The organism is Modestobacter lapidis (assembly GCF_054780755.1).
Map to the genome: position 1 here is coordinate 117088 of NZ_BAAGVS010000004.1, position 26324 is coordinate 143411.

At 74.6% G+C, this 26324-nt stretch carries 23 protein-coding genes, 1 tRNA gene and 1 other RNA gene; 18 read left to right on the forward strand and 7 right to left on the reverse strand.

Annotated features, from left to right (window positions below):
* Nucleotides 1–259: 259 nt before the first annotated feature.
* From ACYVG5_RS07540 to ACYVG5_RS07550, 3 genes are all read left to right on the forward strand, one after another.
* The gene (locus ACYVG5_RS07540; protein WP_222044530.1) at nucleotides 260–685 is read left to right on the forward strand and encodes a DUF3052 domain-containing protein; all 426 of its coding nucleotides are present in this window, start codon (nucleotides 260–262) and stop codon (nucleotides 683–685) included.
* A gap of 52 nt (nucleotides 686–737) precedes the next feature.
* On the forward strand, nucleotides 738–1199 hold the full coding sequence (locus ACYVG5_RS07545; protein ID WP_222044531.1) for a peroxiredoxin: 462 nt from the start codon (nucleotides 738–740) through the stop codon (nucleotides 1197–1199).
* Between the two features lie 46 nt (nucleotides 1200–1245).
* A tRNA-Val gene (locus ACYVG5_RS07550) sits at nucleotides 1246–1317 on the forward strand.
* A 19-nt stretch (nucleotides 1318–1336) separates the two neighbouring features.
* Here the strand turns inward: ACYVG5_RS07550 and ACYVG5_RS07555 are convergent.
* On the reverse strand, nucleotides 1337–3310 hold the full coding sequence (locus tag ACYVG5_RS07555) for an FUSC family protein (protein WP_222044533.1): 1974 nt from the start codon (nucleotides 3308–3310) through the stop codon (nucleotides 1337–1339).
* 215 nt (nucleotides 3311–3525) lie between these two features.
* On the opposite strand from ACYVG5_RS07555, the gene ACYVG5_RS07560 reads away from it, so the two are divergent.
* The 6 genes from ACYVG5_RS07560 (at nucleotide 3526) to nadA (ending at nucleotide 13574) form a co-directional block, all read left to right on the forward strand.
* Entirely contained in the window at nucleotides 3526–7317 is a 3792-nt protein-coding gene (locus tag ACYVG5_RS07560; protein ID WP_222044535.1) for an ABC transporter ATP-binding protein, read from the forward strand.
* Between the two features lie 216 nt (nucleotides 7318–7533).
* Nucleotides 7534–9069, forward strand: coding sequence for an HNH endonuclease signature motif containing protein (locus ACYVG5_RS07565; RefSeq protein ID WP_460683072.1), 1536 nt, complete (start codon nucleotides 7534–7536; stop codon nucleotides 9067–9069).
* A gap of 144 nt (nucleotides 9070–9213) precedes the next feature.
* Complete coding sequence (locus ACYVG5_RS07570; protein ID WP_460683073.1) at nucleotides 9214–10467, forward strand: Nif3-like dinuclear metal center hexameric protein; 1254 nt, start codon at nucleotides 9214–9216, stop codon at nucleotides 10465–10467.
* 9 nt (nucleotides 10468–10476) lie between these two features.
* Nucleotides 10477–11217: a zinc ribbon domain-containing protein gene (locus ACYVG5_RS07575; protein WP_222044541.1), complete on the forward strand. Its 741-nt coding sequence runs from the start codon at nucleotides 10477–10479 to the stop codon at nucleotides 11215–11217.
* 157 nt (nucleotides 11218–11374) lie between these two features.
* Nucleotides 11375–12469 carry a bifunctional RNase H/acid phosphatase gene (locus ACYVG5_RS07580; protein WP_222044543.1) on the forward strand — a complete coding sequence of 365 codons (1095 nt, stop codon included), beginning with the start codon at nucleotides 11375–11377 and terminating at the stop codon, nucleotides 12467–12469.
* Nucleotides 12470–12548: 79 nt separating this feature from the next.
* Nucleotides 12549–13574 (forward strand): quinolinate synthase NadA, encoded by a 1026-nt coding sequence (gene nadA / locus ACYVG5_RS07585; RefSeq protein WP_246629409.1) that lies wholly within the window; start codon nucleotides 12549–12551, stop codon nucleotides 13572–13574.
* 24 nt (nucleotides 13575–13598) lie between these two features.
* Here the strand turns inward: nadA and ACYVG5_RS07590 are convergent, their stop codons facing one another.
* A complete protein-coding gene (locus ACYVG5_RS07590; RefSeq protein ID WP_222044545.1) occupies nucleotides 13599–14354 on the reverse strand; it encodes a sulfite exporter TauE/SafE family protein in 756 nt (251 codons plus the stop codon).
* A gap of 25 nt (nucleotides 14355–14379) precedes the next feature.
* Here ACYVG5_RS07590 and ACYVG5_RS07595 point away from each other — a divergent pair, with 25 nt between their 5' ends.
* The 8 genes from ACYVG5_RS07595 (at nucleotide 14380) to ACYVG5_RS07630 (ending at nucleotide 19494) form a co-directional block, all read left to right on the forward strand.
* Nucleotides 14380–14736: a DoxX family protein gene (locus ACYVG5_RS07595; RefSeq protein WP_222044547.1), complete on the forward strand. Its 357-nt coding sequence runs from the start codon at nucleotides 14380–14382 to the stop codon at nucleotides 14734–14736.
* A gap of 67 nt (nucleotides 14737–14803) precedes the next feature.
* A complete protein-coding gene (locus tag ACYVG5_RS07600; RefSeq protein WP_222044549.1) occupies nucleotides 14804–16336 on the forward strand; it encodes an MFS transporter in 1533 nt (510 codons plus the stop codon).
* Nucleotides 16333–17037 carry an alpha/beta fold hydrolase gene (locus ACYVG5_RS07605; protein WP_222044551.1) on the forward strand — a complete coding sequence of 235 codons (705 nt, stop codon included), beginning with the start codon at nucleotides 16333–16335 and terminating at the stop codon, nucleotides 17035–17037. Before ACYVG5_RS07600 ends, ACYVG5_RS07605 begins: the two co-directional genes overlap by 4 nt.
* Nucleotides 17038–17054: 17 nt before the next feature.
* Nucleotides 17055–17777, forward strand: a complete 723-nt coding sequence (locus ACYVG5_RS07610) for a PIG-L deacetylase family protein (protein ID WP_222044553.1) — start codon at nucleotides 17055–17057, stop codon at nucleotides 17775–17777.
* 57 nt (nucleotides 17778–17834) lie between these two features.
* Nucleotides 17835–18238: RNase P RNA component class A (gene rnpB, locus ACYVG5_RS07615), an RNA gene on the forward strand.
* 266 nt (nucleotides 18239–18504) lie between these two features.
* On the forward strand, nucleotides 18505–18945 hold the full coding sequence (locus ACYVG5_RS07620) for a VOC family protein (protein ID WP_222044555.1): 441 nt from the start codon (nucleotides 18505–18507) through the stop codon (nucleotides 18943–18945).
* Nucleotides 18946–19037: 92 nt separating this feature from the next.
* Nucleotides 19038–19214 carry a hypothetical protein gene (locus tag ACYVG5_RS07625; protein ID WP_222044557.1) on the forward strand — a complete coding sequence of 59 codons (177 nt, stop codon included), beginning with the start codon at nucleotides 19038–19040 and terminating at the stop codon, nucleotides 19212–19214.
* Nucleotides 19215–19326: 112 nt separating this feature from the next.
* Complete coding sequence (locus tag ACYVG5_RS07630; protein WP_222044559.1) at nucleotides 19327–19494, forward strand: hypothetical protein; 168 nt, start codon at nucleotides 19327–19329, stop codon at nucleotides 19492–19494.
* Between the two features lie 20 nt (nucleotides 19495–19514).
* Here the strand turns inward: ACYVG5_RS07630 and ACYVG5_RS07635 are convergent, their stop codons facing one another.
* The 4 genes from ACYVG5_RS07635 to ACYVG5_RS07650 are packed head-to-tail and all read right to left on the reverse strand — an operon-like array spanning nucleotide 19515 to nucleotide 22951.
* A complete protein-coding gene (locus ACYVG5_RS07635; protein WP_222044561.1) occupies nucleotides 19515–20369 on the reverse strand; it encodes an ABC transporter permease in 855 nt (284 codons plus the stop codon).
* Nucleotides 20366–21361, reverse strand: coding sequence for an ABC transporter ATP-binding protein (locus ACYVG5_RS07640; RefSeq protein ID WP_460683074.1), 996 nt, complete (start codon nucleotides 21359–21361; stop codon nucleotides 20366–20368). Before ACYVG5_RS07640 ends, ACYVG5_RS07635 begins: the two co-directional genes overlap by 4 nt.
* Nucleotides 21362–21363: 2 nt before the next feature.
* Nucleotides 21364–22443, reverse strand: coding sequence for a hypothetical protein (locus ACYVG5_RS07645; protein ID WP_222044563.1), 1080 nt, complete (start codon nucleotides 22441–22443; stop codon nucleotides 21364–21366).
* Nucleotides 22427–22951, reverse strand: coding sequence for a sigma-70 family RNA polymerase sigma factor (locus ACYVG5_RS07650; RefSeq protein WP_460683075.1), 525 nt, complete (start codon nucleotides 22949–22951; stop codon nucleotides 22427–22429). Before ACYVG5_RS07650 ends, ACYVG5_RS07645 begins: the two co-directional genes overlap by 17 nt.
* 418 nt (nucleotides 22952–23369) lie before the next feature.
* Between ACYVG5_RS07650 and ACYVG5_RS07655 the strand changes: the two genes are divergently transcribed.
* Nucleotides 23370–23930: a hypothetical protein gene (locus ACYVG5_RS07655; RefSeq protein WP_222044567.1), complete on the forward strand. Its 561-nt coding sequence runs from the start codon at nucleotides 23370–23372 to the stop codon at nucleotides 23928–23930.
* 80 nt (nucleotides 23931–24010) lie between these two features.
* On the opposite strand, the gene ACYVG5_RS07660 is transcribed toward ACYVG5_RS07655, so the two are convergent.
* Nucleotides 24011–26308 (reverse strand): putative bifunctional diguanylate cyclase/phosphodiesterase, encoded by a 2298-nt coding sequence (locus tag ACYVG5_RS07660; RefSeq protein WP_222044569.1) that lies wholly within the window; start codon nucleotides 26306–26308, stop codon nucleotides 24011–24013.
* Nucleotides 26309–26324 lie beyond the last annotated feature (16 nt).

Here is a 26324-nt window from a genome sequence, read left to right on the forward strand (position 1 = left end):
TCCGCGGCGGCTGGGCCGGCCTTGCGCCACGCCCGTGATGCCCTACGCTCCGCACCTACGGCGGCCCGGCCAGGCGCCCGCGCGGGTCCCCGGCAACCGGGCCCGACGAGTCCGCCAGGTCGACCGGCGTGCAGCTCCTGCACCTCGTGCGGGATCCTGTGACGGTGTTGGAGCAAGCGACCCCGCCAGGGACAGGGCACCATCCGTACCGATCACGTGTCGAACAGCAGGGCACCGACTCCATGGAGGAACAGCAGGGATGAGCGTCGACTCGGGCAGCACCAGCATGGCTGCCCGGCTGGGGATCAAGCCGGGCATGGTCGTGCAGGAGCTCGGCTGGGACGAGGACGCCGACGAGGACCTGCGCGACTCCGTCGTGGAGCTCTCCGGCGGTGAGATGGTCGACGAGGACTCCGACGAGGTCGCCGACGTCGTCCTGCTGTGGTGGCGCGAGGAGGACGGCGACTTGATCGACGCCCTCGTCGACTCGATCGCCTCCCTGGCCGAGGACGGGGTGGTGTGGCTGCTGGTCCCCAAGTCCGGGCGGCCGGGCCACGTCGAGCCGGGCGAGGTCACCGAGGCCGCGCCGACGGCGGGGCTGCAGCAGACCTCGAGCATCTCGGCGGCCAAGGACTGGTCGGGCATCCGGCTGGTCACGCCGAAGGCGGCCCGGTCCCGGCGCTGACAGCGGAGGGCCACCTGGATCGGCTCGCGGCACGTGCGGCACGATCGGGATCATGAGTCTCTCCGTCGGCGACACCGCGCCCGAGTTCAGCCTTCCCGACCAGGACAAGCAGGTCGTATCCCTCGAGGGTCTGCGGGGCGCCCCCGTGCTGGTCGTCTTCTACCCCTTCGCCTTCTCCGGCATCTGTACCGGTGAGCTGTGCCAGCTCCGCGACGAGCTGGCCACCTACACCGAGGCCGGTGTGCAGGTGGTCGCGATCTCCACCGACCCGGTGTTCAGCCTCAAGGCCTTCCGGGCGCAGGAGGGCTTCGACTTCCCGCTGCTGTCGGACTTCTGGCCGCACGGCGCCACCGCCCAGACCTACGGCGTGTTCAACGACAAGGCCGGCATGGCGCTGCGGGGCACCTTCCTGGTCGACGCCGGTGGGACGATCGTCTTCACCGAGGTCAACCAGCCCGGTGACGCCCGGGCCCAAGCCGGCTGGAAGGATGCAGTCGGCCGGCTCGCCGCCTGAGGAAGGACCCCCTCGGCAGGCCCAGGCCACGTCCGGAGGGGGCCACGGGCGCGTAGCTCAGCGGGAGAGCTCTCGCCTTACAAGCGAGCGGTCGCAGGTTCGATCCCTGCCGCGCCCACCCTGCCGCGCCCACCCGTTCAACGCTGGTCGGTCTCCTCGGTGCCGGCCCGGCGGGCCGGTGTGGTCTGCCGGACCAGCCGCCGGGCGGTGTCCACCTCGCGGGCCACCGGCGCCAGCACCCCGTCGGCGTAGATCTCCGCGTCGTCGGGCGCCCGGTGCGCCCGCAGGTCCTCCTCCAGTTGCCGGACCGCCTTGCGCAGCACTCTCACGTGGGCCGGGTCGGGGGCGGGCTCGCCGGAGCGCATGGCGATCACCGCCTCGGTCACCGCGTCCGAGGTGCGCTCCAGTTGCACGATCACCGGGTACCAGGCCGCCGCCCGGGTGCTGATCGGCGGCGGCTCCGCCAGCCGGCGCTGCAGTTGGGTCTGCAGCTCGGTCAGGGCGCGGTAGCTGGCCCGCCGGGCCCGCCGGATGTCCTCCGGCGAGCCGGTGAAGGCCACGTCGACGAACCGGTCGAGGGCCAGCGTCGCGGCCCGCAGCGCGTCGTCGAGGGGAGCGCGCCAGGTCTGCGGCCACAGCAGGTAGCCGATGACCAGCACGATCCCGCAGCCGATCAGGGTGTCGACCAGCCGGGCGGTGACCAGGCCGACACCGCCGGGTTCGGCGAGCTCGAGCAGCAGGATGATCAGCGGCGTCTGGAAGACCGAGAACAGGCCGAAGTTGGCCGCCCGCGCCCACGGCAGCGCCCCGGCTGCCAGGGCCATCGTCAGCAGCACCCACCAGCCGTCGTCGCGGGGCAGGAACGACAGCAGCAGCGAGCCGAGCAGGACGCCCAGCAGCGTGCCGGCACCCCGCTGGACGGCGCGGGTGAACACCGACCCGAAGTCGGGCTTGAGCACGATGGCGACGGTGAGCAGCACCCAGTAGGGGCGGTCGAGGGGAAGCGTCTGGCGGGCCACCTCCGCGGCGGTCATGCACAGCACCAGGCGGACGACGAACGCGCGGGAGTCGGCGTTGCCCACGGTCCGGTCCACCAGGTCGCGGGCCCGCACCCGCCAGTCGGTCTCGGCCCGGGGCACCGCGGCACCGGCCAGCTCCTCCGGGTCACCGACCACGTTCCACACCAGCCGGATGCCGTGCCGCACCGCCCGGCGCGGCGCGGGTCCGTCGTCCACCGGCGGCGGGCGCTCGCCCCGCAGCGGCTGTCCCGTGGTGATCGCGATGGTCAGCGCCGCGGTCGCGGCGAGGTCCCGGGTGCCGACGGCCGCCCCCCTGCGGGCGCCGGCGACGGCGGCCTCCACCAGGGGGGCCGCGGCGTTGAGCACGCCGGCCAGCTCGGCGAGCTCCTTGCTCCGCCCGGCCGACCGGCTGCGCGTGTGGATCACCCGGTCGTAGCCGGTGTTGAGCGCCTCGGTCAGCTTCCGGCGGGCGTCCTCGACCCGTTCGGTGCCGATCGCGGCGAGCAGGTCGCCGATCCGCGCGAACACCGTGCCGACGGCGAGGCGGTCGGGATCCAGCGGCTCGGCGCGGGACTGGACCAGCACCGCCAGGCACGCCCAGAGCGCACCGGCAGCGAAGAAGCCCACCTCCTGGACGAGCGGCAACGGCGTCGCCAGCCCGGCGGCCAGCGCGGTGTAGATGAGCAGCTGCAGCCCGCCCAGCGACAGCGCGGCGCTGATCGAGCTGATCAGCGCCGCGCACGCCGACAGCACGGCGATCACCAGCACCGGCAGCCATCCCTCGCCGCTGACCACCTGGCCGGCGGCCAGCCCGACGGCGCCCAGCGAGACCGCGGCGGCGACCCGCCGGAGCCGGGCGCGCAGCGGTCCCGACTGGGGAGCCAACGTCGCGGCCAGCGCGCCCGTGGTGGCGAAGATGCCGGCGCCGAGCACGGGCCCGGTGGCCACCCCACCGGCCGCGCCGATGGCCACGGCCAACGGCGCCGGGACGACGACGGCGAAGCGGGCGACGTCCCGCCAGGGCACCGCCGGCGGGCTGGTGCGGACCAGCTCCTCGAGCCAGGCCGGCGCCCGCAACCCCCGATCCGCCACGGGCGCAGCCTCCCATCCTCACGGGGGCTCGGGCGCCCCCGCGGCGGTGGCACGTCGGCGACCCGGTGGCGGCGCGGCCGCCGGTGGCGACGCACACTGGACGGCGTGCCGTGCCTGACGACAGCCTCGGGAGCATCGACCGAGGCCTGCGAGGGAGGAGCGGACCGGGGCGCGGAGTCAGGCCGGTCTGCCAGCCTGCCCGTCGTCCGCCGCGGGTGACCGCCACCGCCGAGCAGGTCGCTCGCCCGTCCGCCCCGGTCGCCGAGGCACCCGTGCCCGACGGGGGCTGGCTGCGGCGGCTGGCCGGCTACTGCCTGCGCCACCGGTTCGACCTGTTCGGTGCGTTCGGGGCCGCCCTGGTCGGGTCGGTGATCGCCGCATCGGTGCCGCTGCTCACCCGCGCCGTCGTCGACCGGGTGGTCGCCGCCGACGCGGCCGACACCACCGCGACGGTCACGCCGTTCGTCATCGCACTGGTCGCCGCGGGGGTGCTGCGCTTCGGCGCCGGCTTCGTCCGCCGGTACCTCGCCGGCCGGCTGTCGCTGGACGTGCAGATGGACATGCGCAACGACGTCGCCGCGGCGCTGTCCCGGCTCGACGGCCCCGGTCAGGACCGGCTGCAGACCGGCCAGGCGGTCAGCCGGTCGATCAGCGACGTCACGCTGGTGCAGGGCCTGCTGGCCTTCGTCCCCAACCTCACCGGCAACGCGCTGCTGTTCGTCGTCTCGGTGGCGGTGATGGCCTGGCTGTCGCCGCTGCTGACCGTGGTGGCGCTCGCGGTCGGGCCGGCGCTGTGGTGGCTGGCCCTGCGGTCCCGCCGTGACCTGTTCCCGGCGAACTGGGCGGCACAGCAGCAGGCCGGCGTGGTGGTCGGCGACGTGGAGGCCGCCGTCACCGGCGTACGGGTTGTCAAGGGCTTCGGCCAGGAGGACCGCGAGCTCGACCGGATCGACCGCGGCGCCCGGTCGCTCTTCGGGGCGCGGATGCGGGTCGTCCGCTTCACCGCCCGGTACAACCCGGCGCTGCAGGCCGTTCCTGCGCTGGGGCAGGTGGGCGTGCTCGCCCTGGGCGGATGGCTGGCGCTGCGCGGCTCGATCTCGCTGGGCACCTTCCTGGCGTTCGCCACCTACCTGGCCGCACTCGTCTCCCCGGTGCGGCAGCTGGCCGCGCTGCTCACCATCGGGCAGCAGGCCCGGGCCGGCATCGAGCGGGTGCTGGAGGTCATCGACGCCCGGCCCACGCTGGCCGACGGCGCGGACGAGCTGCCCGAGGGGCCGCTGACCGTCGAGCTGGACGACGTGACCTTCGGCCACTCCGCCGACCGGCCGGTGCTGCGCGGGGTCTCGCTGCGGGTCGAGCCGGGGGAGACGCTGGCGCTGATCGGCACGGCCGGGGCGGGGAAGTCCAGCGTGGTGACGCTGCTGCCACGCTTCTACGACCCGGTGTCCGGGGTGGTGCGGGTCGGTGGGCGCGACGTCCGCACGCTGCGCACCGGGTCGCTGCGGTCGGCGATGGGCGTGGTGTTCGAGGACAGCTTCCTGTTCTCGGACACGGTGCGGGCCAACATCGCCTTCGGCCGCCCGGACGCCACCGACGCCGAGGTGCGGGCCGCGGCGCGGGCGGCACAGGCCGACGGATTCATCAGGGCGCTGCCGCAGGGCTACGACTCCGTCGTCGGGGAGCAGGGGCTCACTCTCTCCGGCGGCCAGCGGCAGCGGGTCGCGCTGGCCCGCGCGCTGCTCCTCGACCCCCGGGTGCTGGTGCTGGACGACGCCACCTCGGCGGTGGACACCGCGGTCGAGGCACGGATCCACGCGGCACTGCGCACCGAGCTGCTGGGTGCCGGTGGGCGCAGCCGGACGACGTTGCTGGTGGCGCACCGACGCTCCACCCTGGCGCTGGCCGACCGGGTCGCCGTGCTGGACGCCGGCCGGGTGGTCGACGTCGGCACCGCCGCCGAGCTGGAGGCGCGCAGCCCGCTGTACCGGCTGCTGCTGTCCGGGCTTCCCCCGGCCGACGCCGACGACGCTGCCCTGGCCGCGCCGGCCCCGGCCGGTGGCGTGACCCCGGCGGCCTGGCCCGAGGTCGGGCCGCCGGCCGAGGACGGCGACCACCCGCAGCCCGACGCCGCGGCAAGCATCGGCGGGCGGGGGACGGCGCTGGCCGCGGCCGCGCCGACGGCCGCCCTGCGCGAGCTGGTCGACCGGCTGCCCCCGACCGTCGACGAGCCCCACGTTCCCGCCGGGCGGGCCCGCGCGGCCGACCGCGACTTCACGCTGCGGCGGCTGATCCGGCCGTTCCGCCGGCCGCTCGCCGCCGCGCTCGTCCTCGTCGCGCTGTCGGCGATGGCCGCGCTGGCCATTCCGGCGCTGGTCCGTCGAGGTGTCGACGGCGGTATCGCGTCGGGCTCGCTGGGGGTGCTGCTCGGCGTCTCCGGGATCGCGCTGGCCGTGGTCGTCGCCGACTGGCTGGTCACCACCGGGTCGACCTGGCTGACCGGCCGCACCGGCGAGCGGCTGCTGTACACGCTGCGGGTCAAGACGTTCGCCCAGCTGCAGCGGCTGGGCCTGGACTACTACGAGCGCGAGCTGGCGGGAAGGATCATGACCCGGATGACGACGGACGTCGACGCGCTGTCGGCGTTCCTGCAGACCGGGCTCACCACGGCCGTGGTCAGCCTGCTGACCCTGGTCGGCGTGCTGGTGGCACTGCTGCTGCTGGATGCATCCCTCGCTCTGGTCCTGATCGCCATGCTGCCGGTGCTCGTCGTCGCCACGGTGTGGTTCCGGTCGCGTTCGGTGCCGGCGTACACCGAGGCCCGCGAGCGGGTCAGCGCGGTCAACGCCCGGCTGCAGGAGGACGTCGCCGGCCTGCGGGTCACCCAGGCGTTCGACCGGTCGCAGCACTCCACCGAGGTGTTCCGCGGGTACGCCCGGACCTACCGCGACGTCCGGCTGCGGGCCCAGCGCTACATCGCCACCTACTTCCCCTTCGTCGAGTTCCTCTCCGAGGTGGCGGCCGCCGCGGTGCTCGCCGTCGGCGCCGCGCGGCTGTCGGGGGGCACGCTGACCGCCGGTGTCCTGATCGCCTTCCTGCTGTACGTCGACACCTTCTTCGCCCCGGTGCAGCAGCTCTCGCAGGTGTTCGACAGCTACCAGCAGGCCTCGGTGGGGCTCCGCCGGCTGCGCGACCTGCTGCGCCTGCCCACGTCCACCCCGGCCGCCGCCGCACCCCGCCCCGTGGGCCGGCTGCGTGGGGAGGTGCGGTTGGCCGCCGTCACGTTCACCTACACCGGGGCGCCGGCCCCGGCGCTGCACGACGTCTCGCTGACCGTCGCGCCGGGGGAGACGGTCGCGCTGGTGGGGGAGACCGGCGCAGGCAAGTCGACCGTGGTCAAGCTGGTCGCCCGGTTCTACGACCCGACGGCCGGCACGGTCCGGGTGGACGGCGCCGATCTGCGCTCCCTCGACCTGCTGCAGTACCGCGGCCGGCTCGGCGTCGTCCCGCAGGAGGCGTTCCTGTTCCAGGGCACGGTGCGCGATGCCATCGCCTACGGCCGGCCTGCTGCGTCGGACTCCGAGGTGGAGGCCGCCGCCCGCGCCGTCGGCGCGCACGACATGGTCGCGGCGCTGCCGCAGGGTTACCGGACCCGGGTCGGGGAGCGCGGCCGGGCGCTGTCGGCCGGCCAGCGGCAGTTGCTGGCGCTGGCCCGCGCCGAGCTCGTCGACCCCGACGTGCTGCTGTTCGACGAGGCGACCGCATCGCTGGACCTGGCCACCGAGGCGGCCGTCACCCGGGCCGCGGATGCGATCGCCCACCGGCGGACGACGCTGGTGGTCGCGCACCGGCTGACCACCGCCGCGCGCGCCGACCGGGTGGTCGTGCTCGACGGCGGCCGGATCGTGGAGACCGGCACCCACCAGGAGCTGCTGCGCGCCGGCGGGGCGTACGCCGCCCTGTGGGCGGCCTACACCGCCGACGAGGACGCCGATCCGCTGATGGCGTAAGGACCTCGCTGCCCCCCACCGCTCCTGGCAGGACCCCGTCCTCCTCACCCTTCGCAGGCTCAGGGCGAGCCTCTGGACGCGGCCGTGGAGCGGCGGGCCCTGCAGCGGGGCCGGTGCTGCTGATTTGCCGTTTTCGTCGTACCCCCTGGCTAGGTTCGGGGTGTGTTCGAGGCCGGTGGGTTCGGGGTGGCGGTGACGGTGGCACTGCCTGAGCCGGTGCCTGCGTCGCGGCGGCGGGCGCGGTTGGTCGATGTGCTGGATCCGGCGGGGTTCGATGATGCCGGGCTGGTGGGGGAGCTGGGGTCGGTCGCGGATCTGCGGGCGCAGTTGGCGGCGTACGAGGCGGGGCTGGTGGCGGAGCTGGCGGCCCGCCGGCCGGCGCAGTCGGATCTGGCCGAGGGCGAGCCGGGTGCCGGGGTGGAGGGCTGGCTGCCGGATCGGGCGCCGGTGGGGGTGAGTGAGTTCCTCGCCGACGAGCTGGCACTGGTGACGCGGTCGTCGCGGGCGGCGGCGGTGACGTTGGCGGAGCGGTCGGTGGCGTTGGTGCACGAGTTGCCGGCCACCTGGGGCGCGCTGGCGGACGGGTTGGTCGACCTGTCGCGGGCGAACGCGATCGTGCGGGCGCTGGCCGGGCAGTCGACGGCGGCGGGTGGTCCGGTGGACCCGGGCGTCATCGCCGAGGTGGAGGCGCAGGCGCTGGGCTGGGCGGTGGCGGGGGAGTCGCCGAGACGGCTGCAGGAGCGGGTGGCGGCGGCGCTGATCGCGGTCGACGAGGGCGCCGCGGACCGGCGGCGCAAGCGGGCGGAGCGGCTGGCGGATGTGACGGTGCGGTCGTTGCCGGACGGTCTGGCGCAGCTGGTGGCCGAGCTGCCGGCGCCGATGGCGGCGGCGTGCCGGGAAACCGTTGACGTGTATGCCCGGATGCTGAAGGACGACGGTGACGCGCGGCCGATCGGTCAGCTGCGGGCGCTGGTGCTCACCGATCTGGTGCTGCGCCCGTGGGATGTCTCCCGCCCGCCGGTGACCGCGCAGGTGACCGTGCTGGCCCCGCTGCCGGTGTTCCGCAACGGCCCCGATCCTGCCGGGGGGCCGGCCCCGGTGCGGGCCGACGCTGCTGTGCCGACCGACGCCGACGCCGCGTCGGTCGACGGGGCACCGATCACCGGCGGGCAGCTGCGGGAGCTGCTCGGGCAGCTGGACGCGCTGTGCTCCGGCGGGCTGCAGGCCCCGGCCGGCGGCATCCTGGACATCGCGCTGACCGACCCGCTCACCGGGGCGTTGCGCGCGACGGTGACCCGGGGTGAGCTGGCCCGGCGAGCCCGCCGCGGCTGCCCGCGGCACGCCCCTGGCGCGGGCTGTTCGTGCCCGGTGCTGGACCGGCCACCCAGGGTGGATCGGTACACGCCGACGCCGGCGCAGCGCCGGTACGTGCGGGCCCGGGACCGCACCTGCCGCCATCCCGGCTGCCGCCGACCGGCCGCGCGCACCGACCTGGACCACGTCGTGCCCCACGGGGCGGGCGGGCCGACCGACTGCGCGAATCTCTGCTGCCTGTGCCGCCGCCATCACCGGCTCAAGACCCACGCACCCGGCTGGCGGTTCACCATGACTCCCGACGGAATCCTGTCGGTCACCACCCCCTCCGGGGTCACCCGCACCACCCGGCCACCGGGCCACCGGTTGCCCGACGATCTCGTCCTGATCCGGACCGGCGGACCACCCGCAGCCGACGACGACCCGCCACCGTTCTGACGCAGGTCGACCGGGGACGCCGCCCATGCCGGCGACCGGGTGATGACAAAGGCGGTCCTGGTGACCCCGGCACCCGCCGAGCCGGGCGCGGAAACCTCGCACACAACGGGCCGCCGGGCGGCGCCTGACCTACAGTCCGAAGGCGTGGCACTCACGGCAGACGACGCACACTCCGAGCCGGTCGCCACGGTCAGTGGCCTGCCGCTGCCCGGGGCGTCGCTCGCCGAGGTCATCGCCGCGCTCGAGGCCCGTTACGACCCGGCCCTCGCCGAGAGCTGGGACGCAGTCGGCCTGGTGTGCGGCGATCCGGAGGAGACGGTCCGCTCGGTGCTGTTCGCCGTCGATCCGACGGCCGCCGTCGTCGACGAGGCGATCGCCACCGGCGCCGACCTGGTCGTCACCCACCACCCACTGCTGCTCACCCCGGTGCACGGCGTGCCGGCGACCGACCCCAGGGGCCGGGTGGTGCACCGCCTGATCCGGGCCGGAGTCGCGCTGTTCACCGCGCACACCAACGCCGACCGGGCGGCCGACCACGGGGTCAACGACGCGCTGGCCGCCGTCCTGGGGCTGGTCGACCCCACCCCGCTGGAAACCGTCCCCGCCCCGCACACCGACACGCTCGTCGTCTTCGCCCCGGTCGCGCACGCCGACCGGCTGGTCGACGTGCTCTCCCGGGCCGGTGCGGGCGTGATCGGCGACTACACCCGCTGCGCATGGCAGACCACCGGCACCGGCACCTTCATCCCCGGCGGTGAGGCGCACCCGGCGATCGGCACCTCGGGCAGCCTCGAGCGGGTTCCCGAGGTCCGGCTGGAGATGGTCGCGCCGAGCGGCCGCCGGGCCGAGGTGCTGCGGGCGCTGCACGAGTGCCACCCCTACCAGGACCCGGGCTACACGTTCTTCGAGAACGCGGCCACGCCCTCCCGGGCCGGGCTCGGCCGGGTCGGCGAGCTGGCCGGGCCGGTCACCCTGCGGGAGTTCGCCGAGCAGGTTGCCGCCGCCCTGCCGGCGACCACCGGTGGGGTCCGGGTCGCCGGCGACCCCGACCGGCTGGTGCGCACCGTCGCGGTCTGCGGCGGCAGCGGCGGCTCGCTGCTCGGCGCCGCGGCCGCGGCCGGCGCCGACGTGCTGCTCACCAGCGACCTCAAGCACCACCCGGCCTCCGATGCCGGAGAGTCCGGCGGTCCGGCGCTGTGCGACGTGGCGCACTACGCGTCCGAGTGGCCCTGGCTCCCGGTCGCCGCCGATCTGCTGCACCGCGACCTCGGCGGGCGGGTGCGGACGGCGGTGTCGGCCTGCCGCACCGACCCGTGGACGGCGCACGTCGCCAGCGGCGGCGACGCAGCGGCCCCGCCGTCGACGGGCATGGTCGGTGGAGCGGCTGCGCGCGGGTAGGTTGACCGCGTGCAGGCCGACCACTTCGACCAGCAGAAGCTGCTGGCACTCGCTGCGGAGGACGTCGCCCTCGGGCAACTCGCCCACCGCAAGCGCACCCTCCCCGAGAACGCCGCCGTCGAGGCCGCCGAGGAGGCGCAGCGCGAGCTGTCGGGCGACGTCGTCCGTGCCCAGACGGCGGTGCGTGACCTCGACCGTGAACAGAAGCGGCTCGAGGCGGATGTCGACACCGTCACCCAGCGCGCCGCCCGCGACCAGTCGCGGATCGACTCCGGGTCGGCGACGCCCAAGGAGATCACCGGGCTGCAGCACGAGCTGGAGTCGCTGAAGCGGCGGCAGCTCGATCTGGAGGACCAGGTGCTCGAGCTGATGGAGCGTCGGGAGGCCGCCGACGCCGCGCTGGCCGCCGCCCAGGAGGGCCTGGCCGCGGCGCAGACCGACGGTGAGCGCGCCACCCGGCTGCGCGACGACGCCCTGGCCGACATCGCCGACCAGACGACCGTCCACCAGGCCAAGCGCGATGACGTCGCCGCGTCGGTGTCCGCGCCGTTGCTGGCGCTGTACGACCGGGTCGCGAAGCAGACCGGCAGCACCGGCGCCGCGCACCTGCACGCCCGGCGCTGCGAGGGCTGCCGGATCGAGCTGTACGGCAACGAGCTGTCCGCCTTCCGCAACGCCGACCCGCACACCGTGCTGCGGTGCGAGAACTGCGGGCGGATCCTGGTCCGCACGGCGGACTCCGGGCTGTGAGTGCCACGAAGGCGACGGGCGAGCGAGCATCGCAGGGAGCGGCCCGGAGCCGACAGGGAGCGAGCATCGCAGCGAGCGCCAGCGAGCGAGGAGCGGAACAACCGCGGAGGCGACCCGAGGCGCGGACCGAGGAGCGGAACGAGTCCGGAGTCGAGCAATGACTCGACAGCTGATCGTCGAGGCGGACGGCGGCTCGCGGGGCAATCCCGGCCCGGCCGGCTACGGCGCGCTGGTCCGGGACGCCGAGACCGGGCGGGTGCTCGCCGAGCGGGCGGAGTCGATCGGCCGGGCGACCAACAACGTCGCCGAGTACGGCGGGCTGGTGGCCGGTCTGCAGGCAGCCCTCGACCTCGACCCGAGCTCGACGGTCGAGGTGCGGATGGACTCCAAGCTCGTGGTGGAGCAGATGTCCGGGCGCTGGCAGATCAAGCACCCGGACATGAAGAAGCTCGCCGTCCAGGCCCGGGACATCTCCCGGCAGCTCGGTTCGGTGCGCTACACCTGGGTGCCGCGCGCGCAGAACGGCGCGGCCGACGCGCTGGCCAACAGCGCGATGGACGGCAAGCCGGTACGCCGCGACCTGGCGACCGAGCCGGTCACCGTGGAGGACGAGACCCAGCCGGTCACCGAACCCGCGCCGGTGGTCACCACCGTCACCCACCTGCTGCGGCACGGGCGCACCGAGCACACCCCGGAGCGTCGGTTCAGTGGCAGTAGCGACCTGCCGTTGTCGCAGGTCGGGCGCGCGGACGCCGCCGCAGCCGCGAAGCATCTGGCCGGCCGGGGCATCGACGTCATCGTCGCCTCACCGCTGCTGCGCACCCGGCAGACCGCCGAGGCCGCGGCGGAGGTGCTCGGTGTCCCGGTGACCACGGACGCCGACCTCCGCGAGCTCGACTTCGGCGATTGGGAGGGCCTGACCGCCGCCGAGGCCAAGGCGAAGAGCCCGCTGGCCTTCCGCCGCTGGTCGGCGTCGATCGAGGTCAAGCCGCCGGGCGGGGAGTCGATCGCGGAGGTCGCCACCCGGGTCGCCCGGGCCCGCCGCCGGATCCTCGACCAGCAGGCCGGGAATACGGTGCTGGTGGTCAGCCACGTCACGCCGATCAAGCTGCTGCTGGCCGCCGGCCTGGACGTCGGCGAGGAGATCGTGCACCGGGTGTTCCTGGAGGCGGCGTCGCTGTCCACCGTCACCTGGTTGTCGGACGGGCGCTCCTCGGTGCGGCTGGTCAACGACACCTCTCACCTGGCCTGACCCCGCCCAGGGAAGCTGCGCCCCGCCCCCGCCGTTGCGTGCTTTCGGTACACCAAGCCCGCCCTCCCGAGGAGAGCCGTTGACCGCGATCGCCGTCCCGCCCGCTGCCGCCGTCGGGAACCGGACCATGAGCCCGGCCGAGTACGGGTCGTGGGCGGCCGAGGTCCGCCGGCTCGCCGACGAGCGCGGCGCCGTCGTCCTGGCGCACAACTACCAGGTGCCCGAGATCCAGGACGTCGCCCACGTCACCGGCGACTCGCTGTACCTGTCCCGGGTCGCGGCGCAGACCGATGCCCGCGAGATCGTCTTCTGCGGCGTCCACTTCATGGCCGAGACGGCGAAGATCCTCTCCCCGGACAAGACCGTGCTGCTGCCCGACCACGCCGCCGGGTGCTCGCTGGCCGACAGCATCACCGCCGAGCAGCTGCGCGAGTGGAAGGCCGAGCACCCTGGCGCCGTCGTGGTCAGCTACGTGAACACCACCGCCGCGGTGAAGGCCGAGACCGACATCTGCTGCACGTCGTCCAACGCCGCGGACGTGATCCGGTCGATCCCCGCCGACCGGGAGATCCTGTTCTGCCCCGACCAGTTCCTCGGGGCGCACGTCAAGCGGGTCACCGGCCGGCAGAACATCTCGATCTGGGCGGGGGAGTGCCACGTGCACGCCGGCATCAGCCCGGCCGACGTCCGCGCGCAGATCGCCGCGCACCCCGACGCGGAGATCCTGGTGCACCCCGAGTGCGGCTGCACCACCTCCGTGCTCGACCTGGTCAGCTCCGGCGACCTGCCCGCCGAGCGCACCCGGGTGCTGTCCACCGGCGGCATGGCCGACGCCGCCGCCGCGAGCACGGCCGCGCAGGTTCTGGTGGCCACCGAGATCGGCATCCTGCACCAGCTGCGCTCGCTGAACGACGCCACCGAGTTCATCCCGATGAATGCCCGGGCGGCCTGCCGTTACATGAAGATGATCACCCCGGCGAAGCTGCTGCACACGCTGCGCACCGGCGAGGGCGCGATCGACGTCGATGCCGGGACGGCTGCCCGCGCGCGGCGCGCCGTGGAGGCGATGATCGCCATCGGGGAGCCCGGCCGCGGCGGGGAATGAACGAAGAGCCGGGGGTCGGGCGGCTCAGACGCTGAACCACAGGTAGATCGAGACGGCCACACCGAAGACCACGATCATCACCCGCAGCGGGGTGGTCGGGATCCGGGTGGCGAGCTTCGCGCCGAGGAATCCGCCGACCAGGCTGGCCGGCGCGCAGACCGCCACGTACTCCCACGCCACCGGCCCGAAGATCCCGAAGACGACGAGGGTGACGGTCGCGGTCACCATCGAGATCGCGCTCTTCATCGCGTTGGCGAGCTTGAGCCGGTGCAGCCCCACGCCCAGCACCCCGACCAGGATCACGCCCAGGGCGCCGCCGAAGTAGCCGCCGTAGACGGTGGCCAGGAACAGCGCGACGTAGAGCCAGACCGGGTCCTGCCGTCGTGCGCCGTCCTCGGCCCGCTTCAGCCGCTTGGTCAGCAGCGGCTGGACCGCCAGCAGCAGGCTGGCCAGCAGCACCAGGATCGGGACGACGGTGTTGAACGCCTCCGACGGCGTGGTGAGCAGCAGCACCGACCCGGTGGCACCGCCGAGCACGCCGACCACGGAGAACCGGATCAGCCGGGAGCGCTGACCGCCGTACTCCTTGCGGAAACCGAGCACCCCGCCGATGTAGCCCGGCCACTGGGCGATCGAGTTGGTGACGTTGGCCGCGACCGTGCCCAGGCCCAGGGCCACCAGGACGGGGAAGAGGATCAGCGACCCGCCACCGGCGATCGAGTTGATCACCCCGGCGAGCAGCGCGACCCCGGCGGCGATGAGCAGGTCGACAGCGGACACGGGCGCGGAGCCTACGGTGGCCCCCATGTCGACGACGGCTCGGGCGCGGGCGCTGCTGGTCCTGCTGGGCGGGTCCGGCGTGCTGCACCTGGTGCGGCCCCGCACCTACGACTGGCTGGTGCCCCCGGAGCTCGGCCCGGCGCGGCCCTGGGTGACCGGCAGCGGCGTCGCCGAGCTGGGCACCGCCGCGCTGCTGGCCGCGCCGGCCACCCGCCGGGCGGGCGGTTGGGCGGCGGCCGCGCTGCTGGCCGCGTTCGTCCCCGCGCATCTGCACACGTTCCGGGTGGTGCGCGGGCCGGTGCCGACGGCCGTGGCCGTCGCCCGGTTGCCGCTCCAGGTACCGATGCTGCTGGCGGCCCTCCGGGTGGCGCGCGGCCGGTGAGGCGCACACGGTCGGCGTTCCCCCGGGCCGTTGGTTGCGCGGTGCACCGCCGGGGCATGCACGCGTGGTGAAGAAGTGGTTGCCGCTGGTGGCGATCTGTACCGGCACGTTCATGCTGCTGATCGACGTCACGATCGTGAACGTCGCGCTGCCGGACATGGCCCTGGACCTGGGCACGTCGTTCGGCCAGCTGCAGTGGGTGGTCGACGTCTACGCGCTGGCCCTGGCTGCGCTGGTGCTCGGCGCCGGCTCGCTGGCCGACCTGTACGGACGGCGGCGGCTCTACCTGATCGGCCTGGTGCTGTTCGCGCTGGCCTCGCTCGCCTGCGGGCTGGCTCCGGACGCCGAGCTGCTGATCGTCGCCCGCGCCGTCCAGGGGATGGGTGGGGCGGCGATGCTCGCCACCACCATCGCGCTGATCAACACCAGCTACGAGGGGCGTGAGCGCGGCACCGCCTTCGGCATCTGGGGTGCCGTCGTCGGCGCGGCCGCCGCGCTGGGCCCGATCCTGGGTGGCGCGCTCACCGAGCTGTCCTGGCGCTGGATCTTCTTCGTGAACCTGCCGATCAGCGTGCTGGCCGTCGCCCTCACCGTCGCCGTCATCCAGGAGGCCCGGCGGCCGGGGGCGCCGCGCCCCGACGTCCCGGGCATCGCGCTGTTCACCCTGGGGGCCGGCGGGGTCGTCTTCGGTCTGGTGCGGGCCGCCGCCGACGGCTGGGGGCGGCCGGTGGCCTGGGCGCCGATCGTCGCCGGGGTGCTGCTGCTGGCGGTGTGGGTGCTCGTGGAGCTGCGCCGGGAGGCGCCGATGCTCGACATCCGGTTGTTCCGCTCCGGGTCGTTCACCGGCATCATGCTCGGCGCGCTGCTGCTCAACGCCGCCGCCTTCGCCAGCAGCCTGTTCATCTCGCTCTGGCTGCAGTCGGTCCTCGGGCTCTCCCCGCTGCAGGGCGGCCTGGTGTTCATCCCGCTCTCGCTGCTGAGCTTCTCGGTGGCCGCCTTCGCCGGGGGCCGGCTGCAGACCCTGCCGCCGCGGTGGGTCGTCGGCACCGGGCTGGTGATCATCGGGATCGGCTCCCTGCTGCTGGCCCGGGTCGACGGCGACTCGAGCTGGCAGGTGCTCGTGCCGGGGCTCGCCGTCCTCGGCATCGGCGTCGGCGCAGCGAATCCCACCCTGGCCTCCGCCGCGCTGGCCGCGGCGCCCCGGGAGCGCAGCGGGATGGCCTCCGGCGCGGTGAACACCGCCCGGCAGCTGGGTTTCGCGATCGGGGTCGCCGTGCTGGGCAGCGTGTTCACCGCCCGGACGGCGTCGACGCTGCGCGCCGCCGGCGTGCCGGACCCGTCGGGCACCGCGACGGCGCTGACCGGTGGGCAGACGGCGGAGATCGTCGACCAGGCGCCGCCGGAGGCCCGCGCCGGGCTCGCCGACCTCCTCGCCACCGCCTATGCCGACGGGCTGCGCGACGTCTTCCTTGCCTGCGGCGCGGCTGGCATCCTCGGCGGGGTGCTGGTGTTCTGGCTGGTCCGCGCCGACGCCCCCGGCGGTGGGCAGCGCCCGGGCGCCGCGGCGCCCGCACGGCAGGCGGAGCCGGCGTCCCGATGACCGACATCGTCCTGGTGCACGGGGCCTGGCACGGCGCCTGGTCCTGGCGGCGCGTGCTGCCCCTGCTGTGGGCGGCCGGACACCGCCCCGTCCCGGTGACGCTGAGCGGGCTGGGGGAGCGGGCGCACCAGCTGTCGCCGGCGATCACGCTGGGCACGCACGTCGCGGACGTGGTGACCGCCGTCCGGGCCGAGGAGTGCCGGGGCGCGATGCTGGTCGGGCACAGCTACGCCGGGATGGTGGTGACGGGCGCGGCCGACCGGCTGGGCGACGAGGTCGGCGCGCTGGTCTACGTGGACGGCATCGTCCCGGCGCCCGGTGAGGCGTGGGGTACCCGCAACACCGCTGAGGTGCAGGCGGACCGCCGCGCAGCGATCGCCCGGCACGGTCACCTGCCGCCGCCACCGGCGTCGGCGTTCGGGCTGGCCGGGGACGACGCCGCCTGGGTCGACCGCCGGCAGACGCCGCAGCCGGGCGGCATCTACGACGACCCGCTGGACTTCGACGCCGAGCGCTGGGCGGCCCGCCCGCGGACGTTCGTCGACTGCACGAGCCCGCCGCTGGCCACCATCGAGCCCTCCCGGGAGCGGGCCCGGACGCAGCCCGGCTGGGAGATCGTGGCGCTGGCGACCGGGCACGACCCGATGGTCAGCGCACCCGAGGAGCTCGCCCGGGTGCTGCTGGCGGTCGCCGAGCGCTGAGGGCCAGACTCGGGGCCATGCCGACCGCCCCCATGCCCGACGACTGGCAGCGCGCCCTCGTCGTCGCCGCCCACCCCGACGACATCGAGTACGGACTGGCCGCGGCCGTCGCGGTGTGGACCGCCGCCGGCAAGGACGTGCACTACGTGCTGGCCACCCGCGGCGAGGCGGGCATCGCCGGGCTGTCGCCGGCAGAGGCCGGGCCGCTGCGGGAGGACGAGGAGCGGCGGTCGGCCGCCGCGGTCGGGGTGACCGAGGTGGAGTTCCTCGACCACCGGGACGGGGTGCTCGAGGCGGGCCTTCCGCTGCGGCGCGACCTGGCCGGGGCCATCCGCCGGCACCGGCCCGAGCTCGTCGTGACCATGCACGGCGGGGACACCTGGACGCCGCCGGAGGTGACGCCCGGCGCGCTCAACTCCCCGGACCACCGGGCGCTGACCCGCAGCGTGCTCGACGCCGTCGCCGACGCGGCCAACGAGTGGATCTTCCCGGAACTGCCCGGGCCGACGTGGACCGGCGTGCAGTACATCGCCGTCCAGTCGGTGGGCGGTGAGCCGCCGCACGCCATCGACGTCGTTTCCGGGGTGGAGGCCGCCGTCGCCTCACTGACCGAGCACCGCCGGTACCTGGCAGCGCTGTCGGACGATCCGGTCGACGAACAGGCACGGCGACAAGTCGACATGGCGACCCTCACCGAGGACGGCGGCCGGCGGGTGGGGTTCCGGCTGTACTGGGGCTGACGCCGCCGCCCCGTCCGGGCGGTGGCGACCGGCCGGTAGGGTGGCCGGCACGACGGACGAGTCGGCTGGGCGGTCGCGTCGGCGGGGGAGATCCCCGTCGCCGAGGAACGTCCGGGCTCCACAGGGCAGGGTGGTCGCCAACAGCGACCCGGGGTGACCCGCGGGACAGTGCCACAGAGAACAGACCGCCAGCGGTTCGCCGCTGGTAAGGGTGAAACGGCGGTGTAAGAGACCACCGCACACCGGGTGACCGGTGTGGCTCGGTAAACCCCACCCGGAGCAAGGTCGAGAAGGGACGGCGGTCCGCCGTCGTCCTGCGCAGGCGTTCGAGGGCTGCCCGCCCGAGCCTGCGGGTGGACCGCTCGAGCCTGCCGGCAACGGCAGGCCTAGATGGATGACCGCCCATCGGGACGCCGCGAGGCGCCCGGGGACAGAACCCGGCGTACAGGCCGACTCGTCCGTCGCCCCCGTTCACCCTGCGCTCTCGGGTCAACGGGCTCCGCCGGTCCAGCAGGCCGGCGTCGAGGTACCGCAGCGGGTGCAAGGTCACCCCGTCCGGCCCGGCCCGCTGCACCGTGGGGCGCCACACCCGCTCGTGCGCCGAGCCAGCACGCAGGGGCTCCCGGCTGGAACTCGGCAGCGTCCGGCATGTCGAGAATGTGGCGCTGGCTCCCTCCTGGGGACAGCAGTGGCCACGACAGGCAGCGCGATGAAGAGGAGAGCCACCATGGCGATTCAGCGGATGGACCACGTCAGCGTCGTCGTCGACGACCTCGAGGCCGCCAAGGCGTTCTTTCTCGCACTCGGCATGCAGCTGGAGGGCGAGGCGCCGATCGAGGGACGCTGGGTGGACCGCGTCAACGGGCTCGACGGCGTCCGGGTCGACATCGCGATGATGCGGACGCCGGACGGCCACGGTCGGGTCGAGCTGACGAAGTTCCATTTTCCGACGGCGGTCAGCGCCGAGCCGGCGAACGCACTGGGGAACACGCTGGGCCTACGCAGCATCATGTTCGCCGTCGACGACATCGACGCCGCTGTCGCCGGCCTGCGAGCGCACGGCGCGGAACTCGTCGGCGAGGTGGCGCAGTTCCAGGACAGCCACCGGCTCTGCTACGTCCGCGGCCCGGAGGGGATCATCGTCGCGTTGGCCGAGCAGCTCAGCTGACCCCGGGCTCGCACCGCGAGCGGCCGGTTACGGATCCGTGGTCCCGGGGCACACCGCACAGGTCAGCACTGCCACCGACGGAGGAGTCCCGCATGTCCAGGTCCGCCCGCCCACGCCTGCTCCGCACGACGGCCGCCGCGCTCGCGATCACCGCGGCGTCCCTCACGACGGTCGCCTGCGGCGCCGAGGCCGTCGACGAGGGTGTCCAGCAGAACATCGAGGACGGGGGTGAGGAGGGCGAGCAGGAGGACGACGAGGACGACGACTGAGCCGCGCCGCGGAGTTCGGGGAGGCAGCCGGTGACTGCGCCACGAGCGGCGTGCTCCGGTGCCCGGTGGGTACCTTCTCGCTACCAGCCGAGCGAGACACCGAGGAGTTTCCATGACGACGACGTCAGGCGAGCCGATCCCGCACGATGACGACGACGCCACGGGCAGTCCTCCTGGCGCGGGCTCGTCGCAGCCCGACGGCGCACCCGGCGTGGAGCTCGGCATGTCGGAGGAATCCGGCGGCACGTTCGAGCCCGAGGAGGATCCGGAGCAGGAGTAGCTCCTGACGCGACCGCGCGGTCACAGGTCCTTGCGCACGAAGGACGTCGCCGCCAGCCCCCAGACCATCGCCACCCACACCGCGGCCCACGCCAGGTAGGTGAGCGTCAGCGGCGCCATGCTCAGGAAGGGGAAGGCCCCGGCCCCCTGGTCGGCCCCGCCGAACTCGACGATCGCCGACGGGTCCTGGAAGGCGTTCATCGCCCCACGCCACAGCCCGTCGGTGGGCAGCAGCATCCGCGACACGCTGCCGACGCGGGCGACGGCGTCGTTGCCCAGGGACTCACCGATCGCACCCACCACGCCGGCCACCCAGGTGGTGCAGAACAGGCCGACCGCGACCACGCCGGACGCCATCGGCGAGATCACCGTCGCGAGCAGCACCGTGAGGGTGAGCAGCACGGTCGTCTGGGCGGCGAGCAGGGCCAGCGCGGTCGCCGGTTCCGGGGGCCAGTAGTCCACCGTCGCCCGGACGACGAGGATCTGGGCGAGCCCGGCGATGACGACGAAGCCGCTCCCGAACGCCACCAGCCCCAGCCACTTGCCCAGCAGGAAGGCCGACCGGCGGATCGGCCTTGCGAGCATCGACAGCGCGATGCCCGACTCCGTCTCGCCCGACAGCGTGGGGCCGGCGAGGAACGCGGTGCCCAGCGCGGCGACGAGGCTGTAGCCGAACATCACCAGGTTGAGCAGGATGGACGCCGTCAGGCGGGCCTCGCCGCTGGTGAGCGACTCCGCGGCCAGGCGGGAGAACCCCCAGCCGCTCAGCCCGAGCAGAGCGACGGTGAGCACCGCCAGTGCGAGCAGCACGCGCCGGCGCGAGGCCTCGCGCAGCGTGACCGCGGCGATGGTCAGCACCGTCCTGGCCGTCGTCATCGCTCGCCTGCTGACCGGCTCGCGGCGCCGTCCCGCAGGATGCCGAGCAGCCGCTCCTCCAGGCTGATCCGCACGGGCTCGACCGCGTGCACCCGGACCCCCAGGGCGACCAGGTCACGCACCAGGTCCGGCGCGACGGTCCCGTCGTCGTCGGCCGGGACGGCCACGGTGAGCCAGTCCCCTTCCCGCTCGACGTGCCCGGTCGCCTCCAGCCGGGCCCGAGCTGCCGGGGAGAGCTCGGTCAGCTGCAGCCGGAGCTCCCGCTGGCCGAGCAGCTCGGCGAGGGTCCCGGAGGCGGCGACCCGGCCGCGGTCGAGGACGACCACCCGGTCGCACACCCGCTCGACCTCGCCGATCAGGTGCGAGTTGAGCAGCACCGCGACATTTCTGGACCGCAGCTCCAGCACGATGTCGCGCACGTCGGCGCGGCCGAGCGGGTCCAGGGCGCTGGTCGGCTCGTCCAGGACCACGAACTCCGGCCGGGCCACCAGCGCGACCGCGAGGCCGAGGCGCTGCTGCATGCCCTTGGAGAAGCCCCCCACGCGGTCGCCGTCGCGTCCGGACAGGCCCACGAGGGACAGGCACGCCTGCTGCTCGGCAGCGGGCACGCCGGCGCCGGACAGTCGGCCGTGCAGGGCCAGCACCTCGGCCGCGGTCAGCCACGGCTGGTAGCGGAACAGTTCCGGCAGGTAGCCGACCCGGGCGCGCGCGGCCGGGTCGGCTACCTGCCGCCCGAGCAGCATCGCCTCGCCGGCATCGGGGCGGACCAGGCCGAGGAGCATCTTGATCACCGTGGTCTTGCCCGCTCCGTTCGGCCCGAGCAGCCCGACGATCTCACCGCGGCCCACCTGCAGGGACACGTCCTCGACCGCCGTCCGCCTGCGGTACCGCTTGCGCAGCCCGGTGCACCAGGCGGCGGGTGCCGGGGGAAGACCGGCCACCAGGTCCGCCGCCGCGCGGATACCGGCTCCGCCGTCCACGCCGGTGCCCACGGTCAGCGCAGGCCCCGGGCGACGGAGAGCAGCTCGTCGGTGTCCAGCGAGCCGGCCACCGCGGTCACCACGCCGTCCTGCACCCACACGACGGCCGCCATCGTCCGGTCACGGCTGGCCAGCACGGTGGCCTCCGTCCCGTCCACGTCCGCCGGCGAGGTGGTCGCCAGGTCGGCGGGCACGGGGAGCGGAAGGGTCGAGCCGTCGGCGGTGAAGGTGCGCAGCTGCGCCGCGATCTCGTCGGGCAGGCCGGGCAGCGACAGCAGGTGGTCACGCAGCGTCTCGAACGGCACGCCGGAGGAGAACGCCGACGGGGCGACGGCGCGACCCACGACGAGGGCGGGCAGCCCGGTATCGGACGACCAGACCTGGGCCACGCCCGGGCCGGCGACCAGGCGCACCTGGCTGCCGTCCAGGCCGGGCGGCGGAGGTGGCAGCGTCTCCCCGGCCGCGGCAGCCGCCTGCGCGGCCCGGTCGGCCGAGAAGGTGAAGGTGGCGCTGAGCTGGCCGCCCACCGAGATGCTCGGCTCGCCGCTGACCCCGCGGGGCAGGCTGGTCACCTCGGGCACGTCCAGACCGGTCTCCGCTGCGGCGGTCGCCGCGTCGGGGACCTCGTGCACGGCCGGCTCGCCGGTGAGCTCCACGTCGCCGTACGCGCTCAGGTCGGGCAGCGCGACCAGGTCGCTGGTGCTGAAGCTGACCGGCGCGATCTCCTCGGTGCGGAAGACCTGCAGCCAGTCGTTGGCGGCGGCCGTCCCGGCGCCGGCCAGGACGACGCCGAACGCGAGCACCGCGGCAACCGGCCGGCGCAGGAACCCGCGCGACCGGCTCGTCCCGGTGCGCGCCGGGGCGCGCTCGGGTGCACCGGCGGGCAGCGCGGCGGTGAGCCGCCGCCACCCGGCGTCCATGTCGGAGGTGCCCTCGGTGGTCAGCGCGGCGCCGACGAGCTCGGCGTCCCGGCGGGCGGCGGCCACCACCACGAGACACTGCGGGCAGCCGGCGACGTGCCGGCGGTCGGGATCGGACACTCCGGCCGGCTCGTCGAGCAGCCGGCGCAGCACGCCTTCAGTCGGATGACGCATGACGGGTCAACTCCTTGCGCAGTGCGGATTCGGCGCGCCGGACGGTGGTGCCGACGCTGCCGGGGGACAAGTCGAGCGCCGAGGCGACCTCGGCGTAGCTGAGGCCGCTGTGCCGCAGCACGAGGGCCACGGCCTGTTTGCGTGGCAGGAGCGCGAGCGCCGCGCGCACGCTGCTGCGCTCCTCGAGGGTCACCACCGCGTCGGCCACGTCGGACACGACCGCGTCCGCCGCCGCGGCGGCGATCCCCTCCCGCGACACGCGTCGGCGCCCCGAGCGGAGCAGGTTCAGTGCGGTGTGGGCGGCGGCGACGGACAGCCAGCCGCGGGCCTCCTCGGCGGGCACCGACGAGCGACCGAAGGAGAGGAAGACCTCCTGTGCGACGTCCTCGGCCTGGTCCCGCGAGCCCAGCACCCGGGCGGCCACGCCGACGACCCGTTGGTAGTCGCGGCGGAAGATCTCCCCCAGGTCGGCGCGCACGGCACCGCGGGCCGGACCCGAGACCGTCACGCGTCTCCCCTTCTCGTCCCGCTCCGCGGTACCCGCGACCGTTCCAGGGGCCGCCAGAACGGCCGCGGGCACCGCGCCTCCGTACCGAACCAGGTCCATGCCCCTACAGCACCGGTCGGACCAGGAATGTGACAACGCGGGGAACGCCGATCGAGCGGCAGCCGACGACCCGCGCCGTCGGTGCGCCCGAGTCGTCGCGTGCACCGGCTCGGGGCCGTCTGCGCTGACCGTGTGCTGGTTCCGCAGCTCACCGGCCGGCGAGGGACCGTCCGGTGAGCACTCAGAGCCATCGTCGTCCGTCACACGTTCGTAACAAAAGGGGCCATCGACCCTGGCAGGCACACCGGCTCCCGAGGACCGTGAGCGCGGTCAGAAACGGGCCATGGACTCGCCGTCCGTGCTTCCAGGGGGAACCGACATGCACGTCCTTCAGGTACGACGCATCTTCCTGCTCTTGATCGCAACCGTGCTCATATCGCCGTTGACGGTGGTGGCGGTCGGGCAGGCGACGGCCAACGCCGGGCCGCCGCGCGGCACGCCGCACGGGGTGACCGAGCTCTACCGGATGTGGAGCCCCGGCGCGACCGACCACTTCTACACGACCGACCGGCGGGAGCGGGACTACGCCGAGCGGCACTACGGCTACCACGAGGAGGGCGTCGCCTGCTACGTGCTCAAGGAGCAGAAGCGCGGCAGCGTGCCGTTGTACCGCATGTGGAACGGGCAGTCCGGCGACCACTTCTACACGACCAACAGGCACGAGCGCGACTACGCCGCCCGCCACTACGGCTACTCCAAGGAAGGCGTCGCCGGCTACGTGTACGACCGCGAGCGGAAGGGCACCGTGCCGTTCTACCGCCTCTGGAACGGCACGACCGGTGACCACTTCTACACCACCGACAAGCACGAGCGGAACTACGCGATGAAGCACTACGGCTACCGCGACGAGGGGGTGGCCGGCTGGGTGTACCGCGCCTGAACAGCAGCAGGGGCAGCGCCGGCGCCCGGGTCCGCGAGTTGCGGGCCCGGGCGTCGGCCGTCCGGGTCCGGTCGCCGCGCTCAGCGGAGGACCGGCACCTCCCGGCGGGCGCTGTGCCGCAGCAGCCAGTCGCACAGCTCGGCGGCCGGCAGCGGCCGGGAGTGCAGATAGCCCTGGCTCTCGTCGCAGCCCAGCAGCTGCAGGCGGGCCAGGGTCGCCTCCTGCTCCACCCCCTCCGCGACCACCCGCAGCCCGAGGTCGTGGGCCAGGGCGATGGTGCTGGCCACGATCGCTGCGGTGCGTGGGTCGGTGAGCAGGTCGGCGGTGAAGGAGCGGTCCAGCTTCAGCTCGCCCAGCGGCAGTTCCCGCAGGTAGGTCAGCGACGACCAGCCGGTGCCGAAGTCATCGATGCTCACGGTGGTGCCCAGCTCGTGCAGTGCGGCCACCACGGCGAGGCTGCGCTCGGGATCGCTGAGCAGCACGCTCTCGGTCACCTCCAGCACCAGCACCGACGGGGGCACGTCGTGCCGGCGCAGCAGCTCGGCCACCCGCTGCGGCAGGCCGGTGTCGAGCAGGTTGGACGCCGACAGGTTCACCGAGACCCGCAACGCCAGCCCGCTGCGGCGCCAGGCGGCTGCCTGGGCGACCGCCTGGGTGAGCACCTCCTCGGTCACCGCGCCCATCAGGCCGTGCACCTCCGCCAGGGGGAGGAAGTCCACCGGGCCGAGCAGCCCGCGCACGGGGTGCTCCCAGCGGACCAGCGCCTCGACGCCCAGCGTCCGCCCGGTGCCGACGTCGACCTGCGGCTGGTGGTGCAGCACCAGCTGCCCGGTGGCCAGCGCGGTGCGCAGCTCCTCGACCAGGGCCAGGCGGCCGCTGCTGTCGGTGTGCCGGGTGCTGTCGTAGACCGCGACCCCGGTGCCTGAGCGCTTGGCGTCGTACATCGCGGCGTCGGCCTCGCGCAGCAGCTGCGCCGGCGCCGGCGGGGCCTCGGTGATGCCGGCGCGGTCGCGGGAGGTCATGCCGATGCTCACTCCGGTGTGCAGCTGCAGACCGCCCACCTCGAAGGGTTCGGCCAGCCAGGTGGTCAGCCGCTGCCGCAGCTCGGCCGCCCGCCCCTCGGACGTGCCGCCGGCGCCGACCCCGGCCACGACGGCGAACTCGTCGCCACCGAGCCGGCCGACCAGGTCACCGGGGGAGAGCGCGTCCTCCAGCCGCCGGGCGACCAGCCGGAGCAGGTCGTCGCCGGCCGCGTGCCCCAGGCCATCGTTGACCTCCTTGAACTTGTCCAGGTCCAGCAGCGCCAGCACGAGCGGCACCCCGTCGGTGCACGACTCCTCCAGCCGGCGGAGCACGGCCCGCCGGTTGGCCAGCCCGGTGAGCTCGTCGGTCAGCGCCTCCCGGCGGGAGACGGCGAGCTGGGCGAGGTCGCGGACGTTGAACAACAGCCGGAGGCTCGCGCCGGTCGCGGCCAGCGCGGCGCACCAGACGGCGGTGGGGGAGGACGTCGCGACGGCGCTGCCCACCAGCACGACCGTCGAGGCGACGATGACGACGAAGGCCCCGATCGTGGACGCCGTCGGGTCGGTGGGCTGGGGCGTGGCGGGCGTGGGCCGCAGCGTGGCGGCCAGGCACATCGCGACCACGCCGACCGCCTGGGCCGCACCGACCCAGCCCACCGGGTGGGCCGGGTCGGTCAGCTTCACCGCGCCGGCCGCCAGCTGGGCGGTGAACGCCACGGCGAGCAGCCAGGAGCGCGGGTCGCGCCCCATCCCGCCGATGAACGGCACCGAGGCGGCGGTCCCGGCGATGACGAACCCCGCGGCGCACTGCAGCAGCAGCGGCTGCAGCTGCCACCACGGCAGGTCGGCGAGGCCGGCGCCGGCGTGGGCCATGGCCAGCGCCATCACCGCGACGACGGCGAGCACCGCCGACAGCCCGTTCAGCACGTCGTTGGGGTCGGCCAGGTTGGTGCTGTACCGGTTCCAGCGCACCAGCCCGCCGTAGACCAGCGGGAACGCCAGCAACGGGGCCCACGCCACCGGCAGGAACCCCAGCCAGCTGGTCGCAGGCGACAGGTACATCAGGGTCGCCACGGCGAAGCAGACGGCGGTCAGCACCGCGGCCAGGGCCAACCGGTGCCACAGGAATCGCTCGTGGGCGACCGACCGCGCCCGCCACAGCAGGACGACGCACAGGCACACGTGCAGGGCCAGCACCAGGCCCAGGTGGCCGAGGGTCAGCCCGAGCGCGTCCTCGCGCGGCCGCAGCGCCGGCACCGTCGCTGCGACGACCTCCGCCGTCGCCAGCACGGCCACCAGCACCAGCGCCCACCGCGGGGCGCCCGGCAGCGGCCGGAGGCGCGCGGGAACTGACATGCGTCGGACATCGGCG

What these genes read in the sequence shown, in the direction of transcription:
- ACYVG5_RS07540 (WP_222044530.1), top strand. Translation starts at nt 260, where the DNA reads ATGAGCGTCGACTCGGGCAGCACCAGCATGGCTGCCCGGCTGGGGATC.
- ACYVG5_RS07545 (WP_222044531.1), top strand. Translation starts at nt 738, where the DNA reads ATGAGTCTCTCCGTCGGCGACACCGCGCCCGAGTTCAGCCTTCCCGAC.
- ACYVG5_RS07580 (WP_222044543.1), top strand. Translation starts at nt 11,375, where the DNA reads ATGACTCGACAGCTGATCGTCGAGGCGGACGGCGGCTCGCGGGGCAAT.
- ACYVG5_RS07595 (WP_222044547.1), top strand. Translation starts at nt 14,380, where the DNA reads ATGTCGACGACGGCTCGGGCGCGGGCGCTGCTGGTCCTGCTGGGCGGG.
- ACYVG5_RS07605 (WP_222044551.1), top strand. Translation starts at nt 16,333, where the DNA reads ATGACCGACATCGTCCTGGTGCACGGGGCCTGGCACGGCGCCTGGTCC.
- ACYVG5_RS07610 (WP_222044553.1), top strand. Translation starts at nt 17,055, where the DNA reads ATGCCGACCGCCCCCATGCCCGACGACTGGCAGCGCGCCCTCGTCGTC.
- ACYVG5_RS07620 (WP_222044555.1), top strand. Translation starts at nt 18,505, where the DNA reads ATGGCGATTCAGCGGATGGACCACGTCAGCGTCGTCGTCGACGACCTC.
- ACYVG5_RS07625 (WP_222044557.1), top strand. Translation starts at nt 19,038, where the DNA reads ATGTCCAGGTCCGCCCGCCCACGCCTGCTCCGCACGACGGCCGCCGCG.
- ACYVG5_RS07630 (WP_222044559.1), top strand. Translation starts at nt 19,327, where the DNA reads ATGACGACGACGTCAGGCGAGCCGATCCCGCACGATGACGACGACGCC.
- ACYVG5_RS07635 (WP_222044561.1), bottom strand. Translation starts at nt 20,369, where the DNA reads ATGACGACGGCCAGGACGGTGCTGACCATCGCCGCGGTCACGCTGCGC.
- ACYVG5_RS07645 (WP_222044563.1), bottom strand. Translation starts at nt 22,443, where the DNA reads ATGCGTCATCCGACTGAAGGCGTGCTGCGCCGGCTGCTCGACGAGCCG.
- ACYVG5_RS07655 (WP_222044567.1), top strand. Translation starts at nt 23,370, where the DNA reads ATGCACGTCCTTCAGGTACGACGCATCTTCCTGCTCTTGATCGCAACC.
- ACYVG5_RS07660 (WP_222044569.1), bottom strand. Translation starts at nt 26,308, where the DNA reads ATGTCAGTTCCCGCGCGCCTCCGGCCGCTGCCGGGCGCCCCGCGGTGG.